At 70.5% G+C, this 17,184-nt stretch carries 15 protein-coding genes; 7 read left to right on the top strand and 8 right to left on the bottom strand.

Annotated elements, in window-relative coordinates; all coding sequences use genetic code 11:
* Positions 1-48 precede the first annotated feature (48 nt).
* A complete protein-coding gene (locus ACTWQO_RS22965) occupies positions 49-1,644 on the bottom strand; it encodes a peptide-N4-asparagine amidase (protein ID WP_443239217.1) in 1,596 nt (531 codons plus the stop codon).
* Positions 1,645-1,804: 160 nt separating this feature from the next.
* Between ACTWQO_RS22965 and ACTWQO_RS22960 the strand changes: the two genes are divergently transcribed.
* The 4 genes from ACTWQO_RS22960 (at position 1,805) to ACTWQO_RS22945 (ending at position 6,593) form a co-directional block, all read left to right on the top strand.
* Positions 1,805-3,592, top strand: coding sequence for an ABC transporter transmembrane domain-containing protein (locus tag ACTWQO_RS22960; RefSeq protein ID WP_443239216.1), 1,788 nt, complete (start codon positions 1,805-1,807; stop codon positions 3,590-3,592).
* Positions 3,589-5,370 carry an ABC transporter ATP-binding protein gene (locus ACTWQO_RS22955; RefSeq protein WP_443239215.1) on the top strand — a complete coding sequence of 594 codons (1,782 nt, stop codon included), beginning with the start codon at positions 3,589-3,591 and terminating at the stop codon, positions 5,368-5,370. Before ACTWQO_RS22960 ends, ACTWQO_RS22955 begins: the two co-directional genes overlap by 4 nt.
* Positions 5,371-5,816: 446 nt before the next feature.
* The gene (locus tag ACTWQO_RS22950) at positions 5,817-6,287 is read left to right on the top strand and encodes a DUF5709 domain-containing protein (protein ID WP_443239214.1); all 471 of its coding nucleotides are present in this window, start codon (positions 5,817-5,819) and stop codon (positions 6,285-6,287) included.
* A 48-nt stretch (positions 6,288-6,335) separates the two neighbouring features.
* Positions 6,336-6,593 carry a type B 50S ribosomal protein L31 gene (locus ACTWQO_RS22945; protein WP_362952003.1) on the top strand — a complete coding sequence of 86 codons (258 nt, stop codon included), beginning with the start codon at positions 6,336-6,338 and terminating at the stop codon, positions 6,591-6,593.
* A gap of 62 nt (positions 6,594-6,655) precedes the next feature.
* On the opposite strand, the gene ACTWQO_RS22940 is transcribed toward ACTWQO_RS22945, so the two are convergent.
* Positions 6,656-7,450 carry a metal-dependent hydrolase gene (locus ACTWQO_RS22940; RefSeq protein WP_301977942.1) on the bottom strand — a complete coding sequence of 265 codons (795 nt, stop codon included), beginning with the start codon at positions 7,448-7,450 and terminating at the stop codon, positions 6,656-6,658.
* Between the two features lie 145 nt (positions 7,451-7,595).
* Between ACTWQO_RS22940 and ACTWQO_RS22935 the strand changes: the two genes are divergently transcribed.
* Both ACTWQO_RS22935 and ACTWQO_RS22930 read left to right on the top strand, forming a co-directional pair.
* Positions 7,596-10,109: a DUF3516 domain-containing protein gene (locus ACTWQO_RS22935; RefSeq protein WP_443239213.1), complete on the top strand. Its 2,514-nt coding sequence runs from the start codon at positions 7,596-7,598 to the stop codon at positions 10,107-10,109.
* 19 nt (positions 10,110-10,128) lie between these two features.
* Positions 10,129-10,995 (top strand): acyl-CoA thioesterase, encoded by an 867-nt coding sequence (locus tag ACTWQO_RS22930; protein WP_443239212.1) that lies wholly within the window; start codon positions 10,129-10,131, stop codon positions 10,993-10,995.
* A gap of 1 nt (position 10,996) precedes the next feature.
* Here ACTWQO_RS22930 and ACTWQO_RS22925 read toward each other — a convergent pair whose 3' ends face one another.
* The gene (locus ACTWQO_RS22925; RefSeq protein ID WP_443239211.1) at positions 10,997-11,890 is read right to left on the bottom strand and encodes a DUF6397 family protein; all 894 of its coding nucleotides are present in this window, start codon (positions 11,888-11,890) and stop codon (positions 10,997-10,999) included.
* Positions 11,891-12,011: 121 nt separating this feature from the next.
* A complete protein-coding gene (locus ACTWQO_RS22920) occupies positions 12,012-12,425 on the bottom strand; it encodes a roadblock/LC7 domain-containing protein (protein WP_443239210.1) in 414 nt (137 codons plus the stop codon).
* 94 nt (positions 12,426-12,519) lie between these two features.
* Between ACTWQO_RS22920 and ACTWQO_RS22915 the strand changes: the two genes are divergently transcribed.
* A complete protein-coding gene (locus ACTWQO_RS22915) occupies positions 12,520-12,948 on the top strand; it encodes a PPOX class F420-dependent oxidoreductase (RefSeq protein ID WP_443239209.1) in 429 nt (142 codons plus the stop codon).
* A gap of 14 nt (positions 12,949-12,962) precedes the next feature.
* Here ACTWQO_RS22915 and ACTWQO_RS22910 read toward each other — a convergent pair whose 3' ends face one another.
* The 4 genes from ACTWQO_RS22910 to ACTWQO_RS22895 form a co-directional block, all read right to left on the bottom strand.
* Positions 12,963-13,568: a GTP-binding protein gene (locus ACTWQO_RS22910; RefSeq protein ID WP_443239208.1), complete on the bottom strand. Its 606-nt coding sequence runs from the start codon at positions 13,566-13,568 to the stop codon at positions 12,963-12,965.
* 114 nt (positions 13,569-13,682) lie between these two features.
* Positions 13,683-14,093 (bottom strand): DUF742 domain-containing protein, encoded by a 411-nt coding sequence (locus ACTWQO_RS22905; protein WP_443239207.1) that lies wholly within the window; start codon positions 14,091-14,093, stop codon positions 13,683-13,685.
* A gap of 22 nt (positions 14,094-14,115) precedes the next feature.
* Complete coding sequence (locus ACTWQO_RS22900) at positions 14,116-14,553, bottom strand: roadblock/LC7 domain-containing protein (RefSeq protein ID WP_443239206.1); 438 nt, start codon at positions 14,551-14,553, stop codon at positions 14,116-14,118.
* On the bottom strand, positions 14,550-17,063 hold the full coding sequence (locus ACTWQO_RS22895) for a sensor histidine kinase (protein ID WP_443239205.1): 2,514 nt from the start codon (positions 17,061-17,063) through the stop codon (positions 14,550-14,552). The genes ACTWQO_RS22900 and ACTWQO_RS22895 overlap by 4 nt, the downstream gene beginning before the upstream one ends.
* Between the last annotated feature and the right edge of the window lie 121 nt (positions 17,064-17,184).

The following is a 17,184-nucleotide window of genomic DNA, read 5'->3' as shown; positions in this document are numbered from 1 at the left end:
CGGTCATGTAAATCCGCCCGCCCTGTGGCATGTCACATACCGCGGCCCTCAACAGCCGTTGCGGTCCTTCGTCAGCACGCCCTGAACAGTCATCAGCGCCCGGTCGTAGCACCCGTCCGACCCGTACAGCCGGTACCGCTCGCTCGTCGTGCCGACCGCGTGCCGCTGATCGCGCGGCACGTTGATCGTGTACGTGGCGTCGCCCGCATAGGTGTCGTCGAGCCGCGACCACGCGAGGCGTCGACCACCCTGGGAGGTGACGACCGAGGCACGGTCACCGAGCGACAGCACCGTCCGCAGCCGGTCGCCCGCGCCGATCGTGGTCGTGCCGTCCATCGTGTACGTCCGCTCTGTGCGCGTCGTCCGGGCCGGACCGCGTCCATCGACGGTGACCGACTCGTCGTCCGTCCAGCGGGCGTCGAGACCGTCGACCGTTTCGCCCTCCGTCCAGCGGTGCACGGAGCTGTTCGCCAGCGACCGGCTGACGGTGGTTGTCACCCGGCCGTGCGAAGTGTCGACGTAGCCGGCGACGGTGAGCCGATGTGCGCCCTCGGTGTCCACTCGGTGTTCCGAACCGGGCGTATGTGTCGAGGAGTTGGTGAGTTCGCCTTCCCTGTGGACCGTGAGCTTCCCGCTGACGTGTGCGCTCTTCGCGTCCTGCCAGACGAGGACGTTCACGGGAGTGCTCCAGCCGGTCTGCCCCTCGGGGACACCGACGACGGAGACCTCGACGCGGTGCGGGCGGCCGTCGTTGAGAAGGCCCGCGAAGGGTGTCAGGTCGTATTCGATCGGCTTGATGTCGAAGGCGCGCGGGCCCGGAACGACGTACCAGAGGAAGGGGTTCGACCAGCCGCCGGTCCACACCGTCGGGAACGGCGCGGCGATTCCGGCCAGTTGGCCGTCGACCTTCACCTGCACCTCGCGGTAGGGGCCGCCGTCGGCCTGGCAGGAGTACGGCGCCGAGTCGGGCACCGTCAGATACCAGTACTCCTCGCAGCCGCCGCCGGAGCCGGTGGCGTACACCTCGGCGACGACGCGTTCGCTGTTGCGCGGGGTGGTGAGGGTGGAGTCGGCGGCGAGGGTGAGGACTTGATCCGGCGTCACAGCGGGCTTGCCCACGTAGAACGTGAGCGTGACCCTGACATCGATGATCCCGGTGTACGTGTCGTCCACCACGTTCCCGATGAGCATCTCGACGTCCTGAGCGCTGCGGAAGGTGTCGCTGTAGCGCGTGACGTCCTTCTCGACGGACCACTCGATGCCGTCGGGCGACGGCTGCGGCGTCGACGTACGGAAGATCTCGACACCGCCGAGGTGCAGATACCCGAGCCGGTCGAACTGTCGCCCCTTGACCTTGCCGTCCATACGCAGGACCACCTTGCTCCAGCGGTCGCCGCAGCCGTCCGGCGGTGTGTAGGAGCCGGTGTACGGCGTGAAGTCGCGGAACTGTGCCTCGGCGAGGGTGACTTGGCAGGATGCACCGGAGGGCTTGGGGACGGGTGGGGCGGCGGTTATGGGGTCGTGCCAGTCGGTGGTGCTGAACTCGGGCGGGGCGTCGGCGGATTGAGCGGGGGCAGCCGTGAGGAAGGTGCTCGCGAGGAGGGTGGCTCCTGCGAGCATGGACATGATGATCCGTCTCTTCATGGCCGGTGTTCTACGGGGAGTCGGGCGCCCTGCGCAATAAAAAACCGTTTGCCTTCGGACACTCTGCGACGCGAACCTGTCACGGCTTGTCGCCACCTCCCACCCTGTTCTCCTCCCCCGCCGTCCACCCTTCCGACCTGACACGAGCCACTGGGACGTCATGCAGATTCAAGACCTTCCGTATCCCGACCCCGGTGTGCCGGACGCACGCTCGGGTCCACGATTCCTGCGGTGGCTCTTCCGGAATCAGCTGGGTGGGCAGTTGAAGTCGCTGGCCTGGGGCCTGCTGCACTTCGTGTCCGTCTCCGCGCTGCCGTTCTGTGTCGGACTCGCCATCCAGGCAGTCGTCGACCGCTCCGGCACCCGGCTGGCCCTCGCGGGCGGCCTGCTGGCGCTGGCCTGTGCCGGAAACGCGATCGGCGACACTTTCCTGCACCGCACCGCGGTGACCAACTGGATCACCGCCGCCGCCCGTGTCCAGCAGCTGCTGGCCCGCAAGGCCTCGGTGCTGGGCTCGGCGCTGACCCGGCGCGTCGCGGCCGGTGAGGTCGTGGCCGTCTCCACGGGTGACGTCGAGAAGATCGGCTGGTTCGTGGAGGCCGTGTCCCGGTTCACTGCGGCCGCGGTCACCGTCGTGCTGGTCTGCGTCGCCCTGGTCGTCTACCAGCCCGCGCTCGGGGTGGTCGTCGCCGTGGGCCTGCCCGTCCTGGCGATCGCCGTGCTGCCGCTGCTGCCCCGCGCGACCAGGCGGGCGGACATCCAGCGCGAGAAGGCGGGCCGCGCCACCGAACTGGCCTCGGACACCGTCGCCGGACTGCGCGTCCTGCGCGGCATCGGCGGCGAGGAGCTGTTCCTCGACCGCTACCGCAGCGCCTCCCAGGAGGTACGCCACGCCGCCGTGCGCAGCGCCCGCATGTGGTCCCTGATCTCCGCGATCCAAGTGCTGCTGCCGGGACTGCTGCTGATCGCGGTGGTCTGGTACGGAGTGCATCTGGCCCGCCAGGGCCGGATCACCGTAGGCGAACTGGTCACCGTCTACAGCTCGGTCATGGTCCTGACCTACCCCCTGCGGCACTTCGAGGAGATCGCGATGGCGTACTCCTTCTCGCGTCCGTCGGCCCGGCGGGCCGCGCGCGTGCTGTCGCTGGAGCGTGCCACGGACACGGGCGGATCGCGCGCCGCCGAGGTGCCGTCCGGGGACCTGTACGACCCGGCGACCGGTCTGCTCGCCCCCGTCGGCCGGTTCACCGCGGTGGTGTGCGGCGACCCCGACGCGGCGGGACGGCTGGCGGAACGGCTGGGCGGACACCCCGCGGAGGAGAGCACCTCGGTGCTGCTGGGCGGGGTACCGCTGGACGAGCTGCCGCTCGACTCGGCGCGGACGGCCGTCCTCGTCCAGGACAAGGACCCGGTGCTGCTGTCGGGTTCGCTGCGCGAACTGCTCGACGTGCCCGCGTCCGGTGACGTGGCCGCCGAGCGGGCACTGGCGGCGGCGCAGTGCGAGGACGTCCTCACCGCGCTCCTCCAGGGTTCGCTCGACGCCCAGGACCCGCTGGACGCCCGGATCACCGAGCGGGGGCGGTCGCTGTCCGGCGGTCAGCGGCAGCGGCTCGCGCTGGCCCGGTCGCTGCTGACGGACCCGGAAGTACTCGTCCTCGACGAACCGACCTCCGCCGTCGACTCGCACACCGAGGCACGGATCGCGACAGGCGTGAAGGAGTTGCGGGAGGGGCGCACGACCGTCGTGTTCACCTCCTCGCCACTGCTCCTGGACCGCGCGGACCGGGTCGTGCTGGTGCACGAGGACGAGGTCACTGCGGTCGGCCTGCACCGCGAACTCCTGGTCAAGGAGCCCCGCTACCGGGCCGTCGTCACCCGCGAGACCGACGACGAGGCCGCCCTGAGCGACGTATGGGAAGAACTGGAAGAGATCGAGGAGACAGCATGATCGGCGTGGCGCCACCGGCCTACGACCCGGCAGCACCGACGACGGCGAACACCCTGCCCGTCGGCGCCACCACGACCGTACGCGCCTATGTGGCCGAACTCTTCCGCCGGCACCGCGGAGCCTTCCTGCTCCTGATCGGCGTCAACACGGTTGCCGTGCTCGCGTCGATGGCGGGCCCGTATCTGCTGGGCGGGCTTGTGGAGCGGGTGTCGGAGGGGGCGCGCGAGCTTCATCTGGAGCTGACCGTCTCGCTGTTCCTGGTCGCGCTGGTCCTCCACGCCGTGTTCGTACGAGAGGTGCGGCTGCGCGGCGCGATGCTCGGCGAGCGGATGCTGGCCGACCTGCGCGAGGACTTCCTCGTGCGGTCGGTCGGGCTGCCGCCGGGGGTCCTGGAACGTGCGGGGACCGGAGACCTGCTCTCCCGGATCACGACGGACATCGACCGACTGGCCAACGCGATGCGTGAGGCCGTACCGCAGTTGGCGATCAGCGTGGTGTGGGCGGCGCTGCTGCTGGGCGGGCTCGTCGTCACGGCGCCGCCGCTCGCCGCCGCGGTGCTGGTCGCCGTGCCGTTGCTGGTGGTCGGCTGCCGCTGGTACTTCAAACGCGCCCCGTCCGCCTACCGGTCGGAGGCCGCGGGGTACGCGTCCGTGGCCGCCGTGCTCGCCGAGACGGTGGACGCCGGGCACACCGTCGAGGCCCACCGCCTCGGTGACCGCCGGATCGAACTGTCGGACCGGCGTATCAAGGAGTGGACGGCCTGGGAGCGCTACACGATGTGGCTGCGGTCGGTGCTCTTCCCGGTCATCAACGTCACGCATGTCACCGTGCTCTCATCGGTCCTGATGCTCGGCGGCGTCTTCGTCCTGCAGGGCTGGATCGACGTCGGCCAGCTGACCACGGGTGCGCTGATCGCGCAGATGCTCGTCGACCCGGTCGGGCTCATGCTGCGCTGGTACGACGAGCTTCAAGTCGCCGAGGTGTCACTGGCCCGGCTGGTCGGGGTCCGGGAGATCGAGCCCGACGACGGTGACGCCGAGGTGTCACCCGACGGACGCGACGTGCGGGCGGACCGGGTCCACTTCGGCTACCTCGAAGGCGTGGACGTGCTGCGCAAGGTGTCCCTCCAGGTCGCCCCCGGCACCCGACTGGCGCTGGTCGGCCCGTCGGGCGCGGGCAAGTCCACGCTGGGCAGGCTGCTCGCCGGCATCTACGGGCCCCGGGCCGGCCACATCACCCTCGGAGGTGCCGAACTGTCCCGGATGCCGGCCGAGGCGGTCCGCTCCCATGTGGCGCTGGTCAACCAGGAGCACCATGTGTTCGTCGGCTCCCTGCGGGACAACCTCCTGCTGGCCCGCACGGACGCCACCGACGCCGAGCTGTGGGCAGCGCTGGGCGCGGTCGACGCGGACGAGTGGGCGCGGGCGCTCGATGACGGCCTCGACACCGAGGTGGGCTCGGGTGGGGCGGTGCTCACGCCGGCGCAGGCCCAGCAGATCGCGCTGGCCCGCCTGGTGCTGGCCGACCCGCACACACTCGTCCTGGACGAGGCCACCTCCCTGCTCGACCCACGCGCGGCACGCCACCTGGAGCGGTCCCTGGGCCGGGTCCTCGACGGCCGCACCGTCGTCGCCATCGCCCACCGGCTGCACACCGCCCACGACGCCGACGTCATCGCCGTCGTCGAGAACGGCCAGATCAGCGAGCTGGGCAGCCACGACGAGCTGGTCGCAGCGGACGGGGCGTACGCCGCGCTGTGGCGGTCCTGGCACGGGTGAGCCGCTGAGCTGTTCGTTCTCAGCCGTAGCCGCCGGTGCCGTGCTCGTCCGTCGACGGGACGGCACGGCCCGCCTCCGGCTTGCCGTCCATGGGCTGGCCACAGCTCCAAGCAGCCCGCGTCGCACTCCATGGAGTCGGTGTTCTCGCCGACCTCGGCAGGCGGCGGCGTGACGCGCGGGCCGATCGCAGGGCCGGGTGCGGGTGCGTGCGGGCCGATCGGCGCCGGGCGGGGTGTCACACGGGTCCCTCCCGCCGAACCCTGCCCTCTCCGTCCGTGCCGTTGCGCGGTCCCGAAAGGGAGTGGAAGGCTGGATATCGGTACCGGCTCGCGGAGTGCGCCCGGGAACCGCTCGGTTCCGGTCGAGTGCGCCCCGCGCCCCGCGTCCCGGCCGCCCGTCGCCGACCGCGGTCGGAACGGGCCCGTCCCCATCACCTGGAGGTACCCGTGAACAGCGTCGACGGATGGGGAGACGACGTCTACCAGCCCGACGGATCCGAGGTCCAGGACGACGCGGGGCTGCTGGACGCGGAGGACACCCTGGTCGACGACGGTGTCGACGACCCCCTCGACCGGGGCTGGTCTCCTCCGGACAGACCATGGGCGGTGGAGCGCGCCGATGTGACGGCCGCCGAGCGCCTGCACGGCGAGACGCTGGACCAACGCCTCGCCGAGGAGCTGCCGGATCTCACGGAGCCGGACGGGGACGGTATCGGAGACAGCCAGGGCACCGATGGGGAACTCTGGGACAACGAGGTCGGCGCCGTCCGCTCCGGCCGTCTTGTGGCCCCCGACGAAGGAGCGCACGAGGACGAGGAGAGCGCAATGGTCGCCACGGACGTCGGTATCGACGGCGCCGCGGCCTCGGCCGAGGAGGCCGCGATGCACATCGTCGACGAGGACACCCTGTCCGGCTGACCCGTCGTCCACCGCGCCGACGATCCCGGTGCCGTACAAGGAGCCGCCATGCAGCAGGACAAGCACCCCGACTACCACCCGGTCGTCTTCCGCGACCGCGCCGCCGGCTACGCCTTCCTGACCAGGTCCACCGCCACGAGCGAGCAGACCATCGAGTGGGACGACGGCGAGACCTACCCGGTCGTGGACGTGGAGATCTCCTCCGAGAGCCACCCCTTCTACACCGGCAAGGCACGGACCGTGGACACCGAGGGCCGCGTCGCCAAGTTCGAGAAGCGGTACGGCAGCACCGGGCAGAGTGGCTGACAGCCCAGGGCAGGTGGCGTTGGGCCCACGGCAACCCGTGCCCCAGCGGGGTGGCGGCGGGCTCAGATGAAGTTGAGCGCCGCCGCGCAGCCCACGCCCCCGAGCAGCATGAAGGCCGGCATCAGCACCTTCAGCTCGACCCAGCTGCCCGCCCGGAACCGCATGGCCTTCGGCGGGCCGATGGGGTACCAGCGCTTGCGGCCCACCGGAATCGGCCAGAGTATCGGGCAGCCGGAGACCGTCAGTGCGTCCCCGATGTCGTGCACCAGCGCACCCAGCAGGATCGGCAGGCCCAGCCACAGGTACTCCTGGCCGGGCTCGGTGAACAGCCAGCTCGCGCCGTTGCCCGGCTCGTCCAGGACACCCGCGAGAATCCACGCGCTGGTGGCCGCCAGCAGCCACACCAGGACATCGGCGCTGGATCCCCGCGTCGCCCGCCACAGCAGGCCTTCGATGGCCAGCACTATGTGCGCGAACAGAATCGCCAGCACCGCCCAGCGTCCCCCGGTGATCGCCAGCACCGAGGCGCCCGCGCCGATCAGGACGGCCCACAGCCAGGTGTGCGTGAGCGTGCGGTGCCCGCCGGAGCGGCGCGGGTCGCCCTGCTTCTTCGTGGCCTTGTAGACGGCGTACGACAGCTTGTCGACGATCTCGCACAGCCCGCGCGACAGCGGTCCGAAGGCCCGCGAGATGGTGGCCGCCTTGTGGTCGAGGTCCGGGGCGAGCGCGGCGCCGGCACATATCAGGGCGCCCACCAGGAGCACCGGCCACGGCATCGTGTGCCCTGTCGCGGCCGCCGCCGCTCCGACGCCCAGCCAGGCCGCGGCCCCCGACAGTGAGTGTGCTGGTCCCATCATCGCCGTTGCCCGCCCCATTCCTCGTGTGCCACTGTCCAGTTGAATTGCCGCGCTGACGTTCCGTCGGCGACACAGCGTAGCGTTCGCGATCTTCGGGCCCGCATCCGATTCCCCCATCGGGCAGGAGGGCAGGCAAGATGGGGGCGTGACCCTCATCGATCAGCTGCCGCCGACCGCCGACCCCGACGCTCTCTATGAGGCCTTCGAGTCGTGGGCCCAGGAGCGCGGCCTCACCCTCTACCCCCACCAGGAGGAGGCGCTGATCGAGGTGGTCTCCGGTGCGAATGTGATCGTGTCGACCCCCACCGGCTCCGGCAAGAGCATGATCGCGGCGGGTGCGCACTTCGCCGCCCTGGCCCGTGACGAGGTCACCTTCTACACCGCCCCGATCAAGGCGCTCGTCTCGGAGAAGTTCTTCGAACTGTGCAAACTCTTCGGCACCGAGAACGTCGGCATGCTCACCGGCGACGCGTCCGTCAACGCCGACGCCCCCGTCATCTGCTGCACCGCCGAGGTGCTCGCGTCGATCGCCCTGCGCGACGGCAAGAACGCCGACGTCGGCCAGGTCGTGATGGACGAGTTCCACTTCTACACGGAGGGCGACCGGGGCTGGGCCTGGCAGATCCCGATCCTCGAACTGCCGCAGGCGCAGTTCGTCCTGATGTCGGCCACGCTCGGCGATGTCTCGATGTTCGAGAGGGACCTCACCCGGCGCACCGGCCGTCCGACCGCGGTGGTCCGCTCGGCGACTCGTCCCGTGCCGCTGTCCTACGAGTACAAACTCACACCGCTCACCGAGACGCTGACCGAGTTGCTGGAGACCAGGCAGGCGCCGGTCTACATCGTGCACTTCACGCAGGCGCAGGCCGTGGAGCGGGCGCAGGCGCTGATGAGTATCAACATGTGCTCGCGCGAGGAGAAGGACCAGATCGCCGAGCTGATCGGCAACTTCCGCTTCACCACCAAGTTCGGCCGCAACCTCTCCCGCTACGTCCGGCACGGCATCGGTGTCCATCACGCCGGCATGCTGCCCAAGTACCGGCGCCTGGTGGAGAAGCTCGCCCAGGCCGGTCTGTTGAAGGTCATCTGCGGCACGGACACGCTCGGCGTGGGCGTCAACGTCCCCATCCGCACCGTGCTGTTCACGGCTCTCACCAAGTACGACGGCAACCGTGTGCGCACGCTGCGTGCCCGTGAGTTCCACCAGATCGCGGGGCGGGCCGGGCGCGCGGGCTTCGACACGGCGGGCTTCGTCGTGGCGCAGGCGCCCGAGCACGTCGTCGAGAACGAGAAGGCGCTCGCCAAGGCGGGCGACGACCCGAAGAAGCGCCGCAAGGTGGTCCGCAAGAAGGCGCCCGAGGGTTTCGTCGGGTGGACGGAGAACACCTTCGAAAAGCTCATCGCCTCCGATCCGGAGCCGCTGACCTCGCGTTTCCGGGTGACGCACACGATGCTGCTGTCGGTGATCGCCCGGCCCGGCAACGCCTTCGAGGCGATGCGGCACCTCCTGGAGGACAACCACGAGCCGCGCAAGCAGCAGCTCAGGCACATCCGGCGGGCGATCGCCATCTACCGCTCGCTGCTGGACGGCGGCATCGTCGAGAAGCTCGACGAGCCGGACGCCTCGGGCCGCATCGTGCGCCTCACCGTCGATCTCCAGCAGGACTTCGCGCTCAACCAGCCGCTGTCCACGTTCGCCCTGGCCGCGTTCGAGCTGCTGGACCCCGAGTCGCCGTCGTACGCGCTGGACATGGTGTCCGTGGTCGAGTCGACGCTGGACGACCCCCGGCAGATCCTCGTCGCCCAGCTGAACAAGGCGAAGGGCGAGGCCGTGGCCGCGATGAAGGCGGACGGTGTCGAGTACGAGGAGCGCATGGAGCGGCTCCAGGACATCTCGTACCCGAAGCCCCTGGAAGAGCTGCTCTTCCACGCCTACGACACCTACCGCAAGAGCCACCCCTGGGTGGGCGACCACCCGCTGTCGCCGAAGTCCGTCATCCGCGACATGTACGAACGGGCCATGTCCTTCACGGAGTTGGTGTCCTTCTACGAGCTGGCCCGCACCGAGGGCATCGTCCTGCGCTACCTCGCCTCCGCCTACAAGACCCTCGACCACAACATCCCTGACGACCTCAAGTCCGAGGACTTGCAGGACCTCATCGAGTGGCTCGGCGAAATGGTGCGCCAGGTCGACTCCAGCCTGCTGGACGAGTGGGAGCAGCTCGCCAACCCGGAGGAGATGACCGCCGAGGAGGCCCAGGAGAAGGCCGACGAGGTCAAGCCGGTGACCGCGAACGCGCGCGCCTTCCGGGTCCTGGTCCGCAACGCCCTGTTCCGCCGCGTCGAGCTGGCCGCCCTCGACCAGGTCGAGGAGCTGGGTGAGATGGACGCCGAGTCCGGCTGGGACGCGGACGCCTGGGGCGAGGCGATGGACAAGTACTGGGACGAGTACGACGACCTCGGCACCGGCCCCGACGCCCGCGGCCCCAAGCTGCTCGTCATCCAGGAAGAACCGCAGAACGGCCTGTGGCGCGTGCGCCAGATCTTCGACGACCCGAACGACGATCATGACTGGGGCATCAGCGCGGAGATCGACCTCGCCGCCTCCGACGCGGAGAGCCGTGCGGTCGTCCGTGTCACCGACGTCGGCCAGCTGTGAGCACAGGAGAATCCCACCCATGACGAATCCGGCCGAGAGGCTCGTCGACCTGCTCGACCTGGAGCAGATCGAGGTCAACATCTTCCGGGGCCGCAGCCCGCAGGAGTCCCTGCAACGGGTCTTCGGCGGCCAGGTGGCCGGCCAGGCGCTGGTCGCCGCCGGGCGCACCACGGACGGCGAGCGCCCGGTGCACTCGCTGCACGCGTACTTCCTGCGCCCAGGCCGGCCGGGCGTGCCGATCGTGTACCAGGTAGAGCGGGTCCGGGACGGCCGGTCGTTCACCACCCGTCGGGTCACCGCCGTGCAGCAGGGCCGCACGATCTTCAATCTCACCGCCTCCTTTCACAAACCTGAGGAAGGCCCCTTCGAGCACCAGCTGCCGCCGGCCCGCAAGGTCCCGGACCCGGAGTCCCTGCCGACGGTGACGCAGGAGGTCCGGGAGCATCTGGGCACGCTGCCCGAGCAGTTCGAGCGCATGGCCCGACGTCAGCCCTTCGACATCCGCTATGTGGACCGGCTGCGCTGGACCGCCGACGAGGTCAAGGACGCCGAGCCGCGCAGCGCCGTGTGGATGCGTGCGGTCGGGCCGCTCGGTGACGACCCGCTCGTGCACACCTGCGCGCTGACCTACGCCAGCGACATGACCCTCCTGGACGCCGTCCGGATCCCGGTCGAACCCCTGTGGGGGCCGCGGAACTTCGACATGGCGTCGCTGGACCACGCCATGTGGTTCCATCGGCCGTTCCGCGCGGACGAGTGGTTCCTCTACGACCAGGAGTCGCCGATCGCGACGGGCGGACGGGGCCTTGCCCGCGGGCGCATCTACGACGTGGAGGGACGGCTGCTCGTCTCCGTCGTCCAGGAGGGGCTGTTCCGGGCGCTGTAGGTCACTCTCCTCTGCGGCGCAGCCAGCCCAGCAGTCCTGCTCGTGATCGCCTGGGCTCCTCGGTCGTGGCGGGAGTGCGGTGCGAGGCGGCTGGGGGTTCCGGCTGCTTCGCCTTCGGTCGTGGTGCGGGGCGGTACCTGCGCGCCTCGTCCAGCGCCTGGGTCAGGTCCGCCCTGAGCCAGCTGATCTCGTCCGCGTCGTCCGCCGTCATGATCCGCTCGGCGAGGTGCGCGGCGGGCGATCCGGGTGCGCCGTGAGCGGGCGGTGCGGGCCGGAACCTGTTCAGATGCGCCCGCTCATAAGGGTCTGTGACGATCTCCGCGATCTGAACGGGGTCGAGCAGGGCGGCCACGGCCCCGGCGTGCTGCCAGGGGTCGTCGGCCTGCCGCAGCAGGAATCCCAGGTGACGTCCGCGCCAGTTGCGGGGCCGGAGGTCCAGGCCTGCGTCCAGTTGGTCGCGAAGGCCCTCGGGTGTTCGGCCGTTCAACAGCTGCGCGTTCTTCTCGTCGGCCGCGAACTGACGTAGTTCTTCGGCCAGATAGAGCCAGACAATCGCCCGGTAGCGGTTGAGATAGAAAGAGACCGGCACCACCAGGCCGAGCCGGGCGAGGCGGGTGAACCTCCCCGCGGTCACCTCCATGATGCGGGCGCCTTCCGTGGCCCCCACCGCCTTGACGGCGCTGAGCAGCCTCTCCGGGAAACCTTCTTCGGCGCGCAGCCGCTCGATCTCCTGCTGGGCCACGCGACGTCCCCCACCTCCCTCGTCGGGTACGGTCCGGATGCGTCCGAGGTTTACGGCGAGGTCGAACTCGCGCCGCTTCAACCCGAGTTCGCGAGCGGCGCGGCTCGGCGCCCAGGAAAGTCGGTGCGGTTTCGTGATGGTGTCGCCAGACATGTCTCCCCCGTGGAGTCAGCGGCTCACGCCCTGTGCGATCGCCGTGAAAAAACCGTAGCCGGTCCGGCGGATCTCGTGGCGAGCCTGTGGATAACTCCACGGGGGATGGAATATGCGCAGGTCAGGCATCTGGTGACGGGGAGCGCTCGGGCTGCCGGGTGTCCACGCCGAGGTGCTCCCCCACACGATTGACGAGCAGGGTCATCTCGTAGGCGATCTGGCCGATGTCGGCCTCCGCGCCGCTGAGGACGCACAGACAGCTGCCACTGCCGGCCGCGGTGACGAACAGGACCGCGTCGTCGAACTCCACCATGGTCTGGCGCACTCGGCCCGCGCCGAAGTGGCGTCCGGAGCCCTTGGCCAGGCTGTGCAGCCCCGAGGAAACGGCGGCGAGATGCTCCGCGTCCTCGCGTCGTAAGCCCGTACTCGCTCCCGTGACCAGCCCGTCGTTGGACAGGACCAATGCGTGCCGCACCTGTTCGACGCGCTCGGTCAGATCGTCCAGCAGCCAGTCGAGTCCCTGGTTCTGCGCCATGATCCGCTCTCCCCGTGTGATGTCTCCCCCTGGCTGGAGGATCTGCCGGCCACCCTTCCGGACGACCCGTCGTCAGAGCAAGGAGGATGGGGGCATGGCACAGAAGATGACCGATGAGGAATGGCGGGCGTTCGTCTCAGACGGCACCCGCACCGGCAAGCTGTCGACCGTCCGGGCAGACGGGAGCCCACATGTGGCGCCGATCTGGTTCGTGCTCGATGGCGACGACGTGGTGTTCAACACCGGCAGCAGGACTGTGAAAGGGCGCAATCTGGCCCGTGACGGGCGTGTCGCGCTCTGCGTGGACGACGACCGGCCGCCCTTCGGCTACGTGATACTGACCGGTCGCGCCCACATTTCGGAAGATCCCGCGGAGCTGCGTCACTGGGCCGCGCGCATCGGCGCGCGGTACATGGGCGAGGAACGCGCCGAAGAGTTCGGCGAGCGCAACGGCGTCCCCGGCGAACTCCTCGTCCGCGTCACGATCGACAAGGTCCTGGCGGAGAAGGGCCTCGCGGACTGAGCCGAACTCCCGTCTCAGCCCACGGAGTCGAGCAGCCGGGCGGTGTGCATGCGCCCGGCGTACTCGACGAGTCGGATCAGCACCTCCTTTCCCGAATCACGGTCGCGGGCGTCGCAGAGCACCACAGGTGTTCCCTGGTCGAGGTCGAGGGCGCGGGAGACGTCATGGGCGCCGTATGCGCGTGCGCCGGCGAAGCAGTTCACGGCCACCACGAACGGGATGTGCCGGTGCTCGAAGTAGTCGACGGCGGGGAAGCAGTCCTCCAGGCGCCGGGTGTCCGCGAGGACCACGGCGCCCAGGGCTCCTTGCGACAACTCGTCCCACAGGAACCAGAAACGGTCCTGACCCGGCGTACCGAAGAGGTAGAGGGACAGGCCGGACCGGATGGTGATGCGTCCGAAGTCCATGGCGACGGTCGTGGTGACCTTCTGATCCACGCCGTCGGTGTCGTCCACCGACTGGCCGGCTTCGCTGAGCAGTTCCTCGGTGCGCAGCGGCCTGATCTCGCTGACCGCGCCCACCAGGGTGGTCTTGCCCACGCCGAATCCGCCGGCGACCAGTATCTTCAGCGCCAGAGGGGCGGACTCGTCGCCCTGGGCGTCGGAGTGCTCGGAGACCATCGATCACTTCTCTCGGGAGTGCCGGCAACGGTCGACGTGTGACGTCAGCATCATGACAACTGCGGCTTCCTCTTGAGGGATTGGACCGCTATTGGCTGGTTTCCGAACGTTCATCTACAGCGCCCGCAATCCCTCGATCACCTCGCGCAGAATCCGTTCGTCGGGCAGCTGCGCCGGGGGCACCGGGCGGCTGACGGTGACGCAGCCGAGTTCCAGCAGGTCCCCCAGGAGTACGCGCACCACGCCCACAGGCAGATCGGCGCCCGCGGCGAGTTCCGCGACCGACTGGGTCTCGGTGCGGCACAGCTCGACAAGCGCGCGGTGTTCCGGCCCGAGCGCGGTGTCGTCGAATCCGGGTGCGCCCGCGTCCAGGGTGACGAGGGCGATGAGGTCGAACCGCACTCCGGTGGGGCCGGGTTTGGTACGTCCGCCCGTCATCGCGTACGGGCGGACGAGGGGTCCGGCCTCGTTGTCGTACCACTGGCTGCCCTGCACCCGCGGGGCGCCCGTCAGGTGATCGGTCATGTGCGCGGACCGCCCTCTCGGTTCATCCGGCGGCGGGCGGCCGCGCGGCGACGCGGGGCGCCGTGTAGAGGTGCTCGCCGACGCGCTTGACCAGCCGCGCCATCTCGTAGGCCACCAGCCCGATGTCGGCGGTGACGGCGGTGAGGACGGCGAGGCAGGAGCCGTCGCCGGCCGCGGCCACGAACAGGAAGCCGTCGTCCATCTCCACCATGGTCTGGCGTACGCCGCCCGCGCCGAAGTGCCGGCCGGCACCCTTGGCCAGGCTGTGGAAGCCGGAGGCGACCGCGGCGAGGTGTTCGGCGTCCTCACGGCGGAGGTCGGTGGACGCGCCCACGGCCAGTCCGTCGTTGGACAGCACCACGGCGTGCCTGACTTCGCTCACGCGCAGCACCAAGTCGTCCAGCAGCCAGTCGAGTTCGCCCGACCTCTGGGCTGCCCTCATGCTCGGGTCCTGGATCATGCGGGGTCTCCTTCGCTGCTGTCGCTGCCCGCCGGGGTTTCTGGAGCGGCACCGCGTCCCGGCTGCCTGCCGCCGCCTCGCGTCCAGCCGTCGCGGTACGCCGCCATGCGGTCCCGCACGAGTTCGGGCGTGCGCTCGTCCTCGCCCGGCGTAGCGGCCGGTGGTTCCGGATCCCCGGGGCGCCCGTCGCGCAGTTGGGGGGCGAGGTTCGCTTGCCGTACGCGGCGGGGAAGGTCGTCGGAGGCTTCGGAGTCGTCCGGCGGGCGGTGCAGTCGCAAGGTGGTGACTCCGGGGGGTGATGTCCCTGCCGCGGTGTCCGCAGCGGCGGCTACGGGCGCCACCAGTGCGGGGCGATCCGCGGGCGCGGTCACGGACTCCTGGGGCAGGGCCGGACCGGGCACGCGCGCGTACTCGCGTTCCACGGGCCGTTCCGCCTCTGCACCCTTGCGAGGGGAACGTTCCTCCGCGCCGCTGTGCAGCAGGGCGGTGGGCAGCAGGACGACCACTGTCGTGCCGCCGTAGGGGGAGGTGCGCAGGTGCACCTTGACACCGTGCCGGGCCGCGAGCCTGCTGACCACGAAGAGGCCGAGCCGGTCGCTGTCGAACAGGTCGAGGGCCTCGGACTGCTCGATACGGCGGTTGGCCTCGGCGAGGGTCTCCTTGCCCATGCCCAGACCCCGGTCCTCGACCTCCAGGACGTAGCCGTTGCCGACGGGCTCGCCGGTGATCCGCACGCGCGTGTGCGGCGGTGAGAACTGGGCGGCGTTCTCGACGATCTCCGCGAGAAGGTGGGTGAGGTCGGCCACGGCCGTGCCGATGACGGCGGTCTCGGGGAGTTGCCGTACCTCCACGCGCGCGTAGTCCTCGACTTCGGAGACCGCCGCGCGGACTACGTTCGTCAGGGAGACCGGCATGCGCCACGCCCGGCCGGGTGCCGCCCCGGAGAGGATGATCAGGCTCTCGGCGTGGCGTCGCATACGGGTGGTGAGGTGGTCGAGCCGGAACAGGTCGCTGAGCTCATTGGGGTCCTCGGAGCGGCGTTCCATGCTGTCGAGGAGGCTGAGCTGGCGGTGCACGAGGACCTGACTGCGGCGGGCGAGGTTGACGAAGACACCGGAGATGCCGCTGGCCAGCTCCGCGCGTTCCACGGCGGCCCGCAGCGCCGCGCGGTGCACGGTGGCGAGGGCCTCGGCGACCTGGCCGGCCTCGTCCTCCGCTGCCGGACCTGGCGGAGCCTCGGCACCGACGTCGATCTCCTCGCCCGCGCGCAGTTTCCGCATGGCCTCCGGGAGCTTGCGCCGGGCGATCTCCAGGGCGCTGTTGCGCAGGCTCACCAGCTCGACCACGAGGGCGCGGCCGATGCGCACGGAGATGACGAGCGACGCGGCGACGGCGACGAGGCCGAGCAGGACCGCGGCACCGGCCGGGGTGAGCAGACCGCGGGTGAACGGGTCGGCCCGGTCGGCGACGCCTCGTCCGGCGTCCTCCTCGATCGTGCGCATCGCGTCCTGCACGCGCGCGTGCGCCTGGTCCCAGGTGGCTTCCGGTGCCGCGTCGATCGCCCGCGTACCCGAGCCGGTGGCGAGGACCTTGTCCTCGGTGGCTCCCAGGGCGGCGTAGGCGCTGCCGTCGGCGAGCTCCCGCCAGGCGGTGCGTTCGGGGCCGCGCAGATCCGCGACGGCTGACGCGGTGAGGGTGCGGCGGGTGTCGACGGCTCCGGTGAACAGCCGCATCCGCTCCCCGTCGAGGCGACCGGCGAGGCGTGCGCCGGCCAGCACGACGTCCTCTTGGGCCAACGCCTCGCCCGCGCGGGAGAATTCGAGCAGCACGCGCGCGTCCGAGCCGAGTTCGGCGTCCTGGATGCCGGTGAGCGCGCCGCCCACGGTGAAAGCCGTCGCGATGGTCTTCGTGTACTGGCCGTACGTCTCGTCCCAGCCCGCGCGCCGGTCCCGTACCGCGGCGCGCAGGGGGCGCAGTTCCTCGGCTGCGGTGACGAACGCTTCCAGACGTGCGGCCACTCCGGCGGGCAGTTCCTCGCTGTCGGCGACGGTGTTGTCCTTGCCGAGCCGGAGTTCCCGCATGGCCCGGTCCGTGCTTTCGGCGAGCCGCTCGATGTCATCGCTCTGCACGGAGGACGGATCGGTGGCGTGACGCACGGCGGCTTCGCGCTCGGCCTGGAGCGCGGCGACGGCGTCCGCGACGGGGGCCCGGATCGCGGAGTCCACCCGCTGCAACTGCCGCAGCCGGGAGACGTCCTGGGCGGTGCTCACGGTGGCGTACGCCCAGAGAGCGAGTAGCGAGACCACCGGCACCATCAGCAGGCAGACGATCTTGGCGCGTACGGTGCGCGGTCGTATGCTCCATCGCCCCACGCGCGCGGGTGCGTCGTCCACCACCGTGTCCACGGGTTCGTCCCGCCCTTCGTCCGCGGGCGGTCCGGCATGGGCGCGGCGCCCGCGCACGGGCGGCGGCGTGGCGCCGGTTTCAGGGGTCCTTCGGGGTGTACGCATGGCCTCCTCGCTCGGAAGTCGTTCGGGGCCTGCCTGCCGGACCACTCCGGGGTGGACCCGCCGCTCAGCGCTCCGCTGGATATGCAGTTCGTTCGCCGCGGGGCGGGTGGGGGCCCGCGCC

This window comes from Streptomyces sp. 4N124, assembly GCF_052245395.1.
Taxonomy (GTDB): Bacteria; Actinomycetota; Actinomycetes; order Streptomycetales; family Streptomycetaceae; genus Streptomyces.
The sequence above is the reverse complement of the archived record's forward strand: the minus strand, read 5'-3'. Positions and strand labels throughout refer to the sequence as shown.

Excerpts from the sequence above, each read along its gene's own strand:
- ACTWQO_RS22965 (WP_443239217.1), bottom strand. The coding sequence starts at position 1,644 with ATGAAGAGACGGATCATCATGTCCATGCTCGCAGGAGCCACCCTCCTC.
- ACTWQO_RS22960 (WP_443239216.1), top strand. The coding sequence starts at position 1,805 with ATGCAGATTCAAGACCTTCCGTATCCCGACCCCGGTGTGCCGGACGCA.
- ACTWQO_RS22955 (WP_443239215.1), top strand. The coding sequence starts at position 3,589 with ATGATCGGCGTGGCGCCACCGGCCTACGACCCGGCAGCACCGACGACG.
- ACTWQO_RS22945 (WP_362952003.1), top strand. The coding sequence starts at position 6,336 with ATGCAGCAGGACAAGCACCCCGACTACCACCCGGTCGTCTTCCGCGAC.
- ACTWQO_RS22940 (WP_301977942.1), bottom strand. The coding sequence starts at position 7,450 with ATGATGGGACCAGCACACTCACTGTCGGGGGCCGCGGCCTGGCTGGGC.
- ACTWQO_RS22930 (WP_443239212.1), top strand. The coding sequence starts at position 10,129 with ATGACGAATCCGGCCGAGAGGCTCGTCGACCTGCTCGACCTGGAGCAG.
- ACTWQO_RS22925 (WP_443239211.1), bottom strand. The coding sequence starts at position 11,890 with ATGTCTGGCGACACCATCACGAAACCGCACCGACTTTCCTGGGCGCCG.
- ACTWQO_RS22920 (WP_443239210.1), bottom strand. The coding sequence starts at position 12,425 with ATGGCGCAGAACCAGGGACTCGACTGGCTGCTGGACGATCTGACCGAG.
- ACTWQO_RS22915 (WP_443239209.1), top strand. The coding sequence starts at position 12,520 with ATGGCACAGAAGATGACCGATGAGGAATGGCGGGCGTTCGTCTCAGAC.
- ACTWQO_RS22910 (WP_443239208.1), bottom strand. The coding sequence starts at position 13,568 with ATGGTCTCCGAGCACTCCGACGCCCAGGGCGACGAGTCCGCCCCTCTG.
- ACTWQO_RS22905 (WP_443239207.1), bottom strand. The coding sequence starts at position 14,093 with ATGACCGATCACCTGACGGGCGCCCCGCGGGTGCAGGGCAGCCAGTGG.
- ACTWQO_RS22900 (WP_443239206.1), bottom strand. The coding sequence starts at position 14,553 with ATGATCCAGGACCCGAGCATGAGGGCAGCCCAGAGGTCGGGCGAACTC.
- ACTWQO_RS22895 (WP_443239205.1), bottom strand. The coding sequence starts at position 17,063 with ATGCGTACACCCCGAAGGACCCCTGAAACCGGCGCCACGCCGCCGCCC.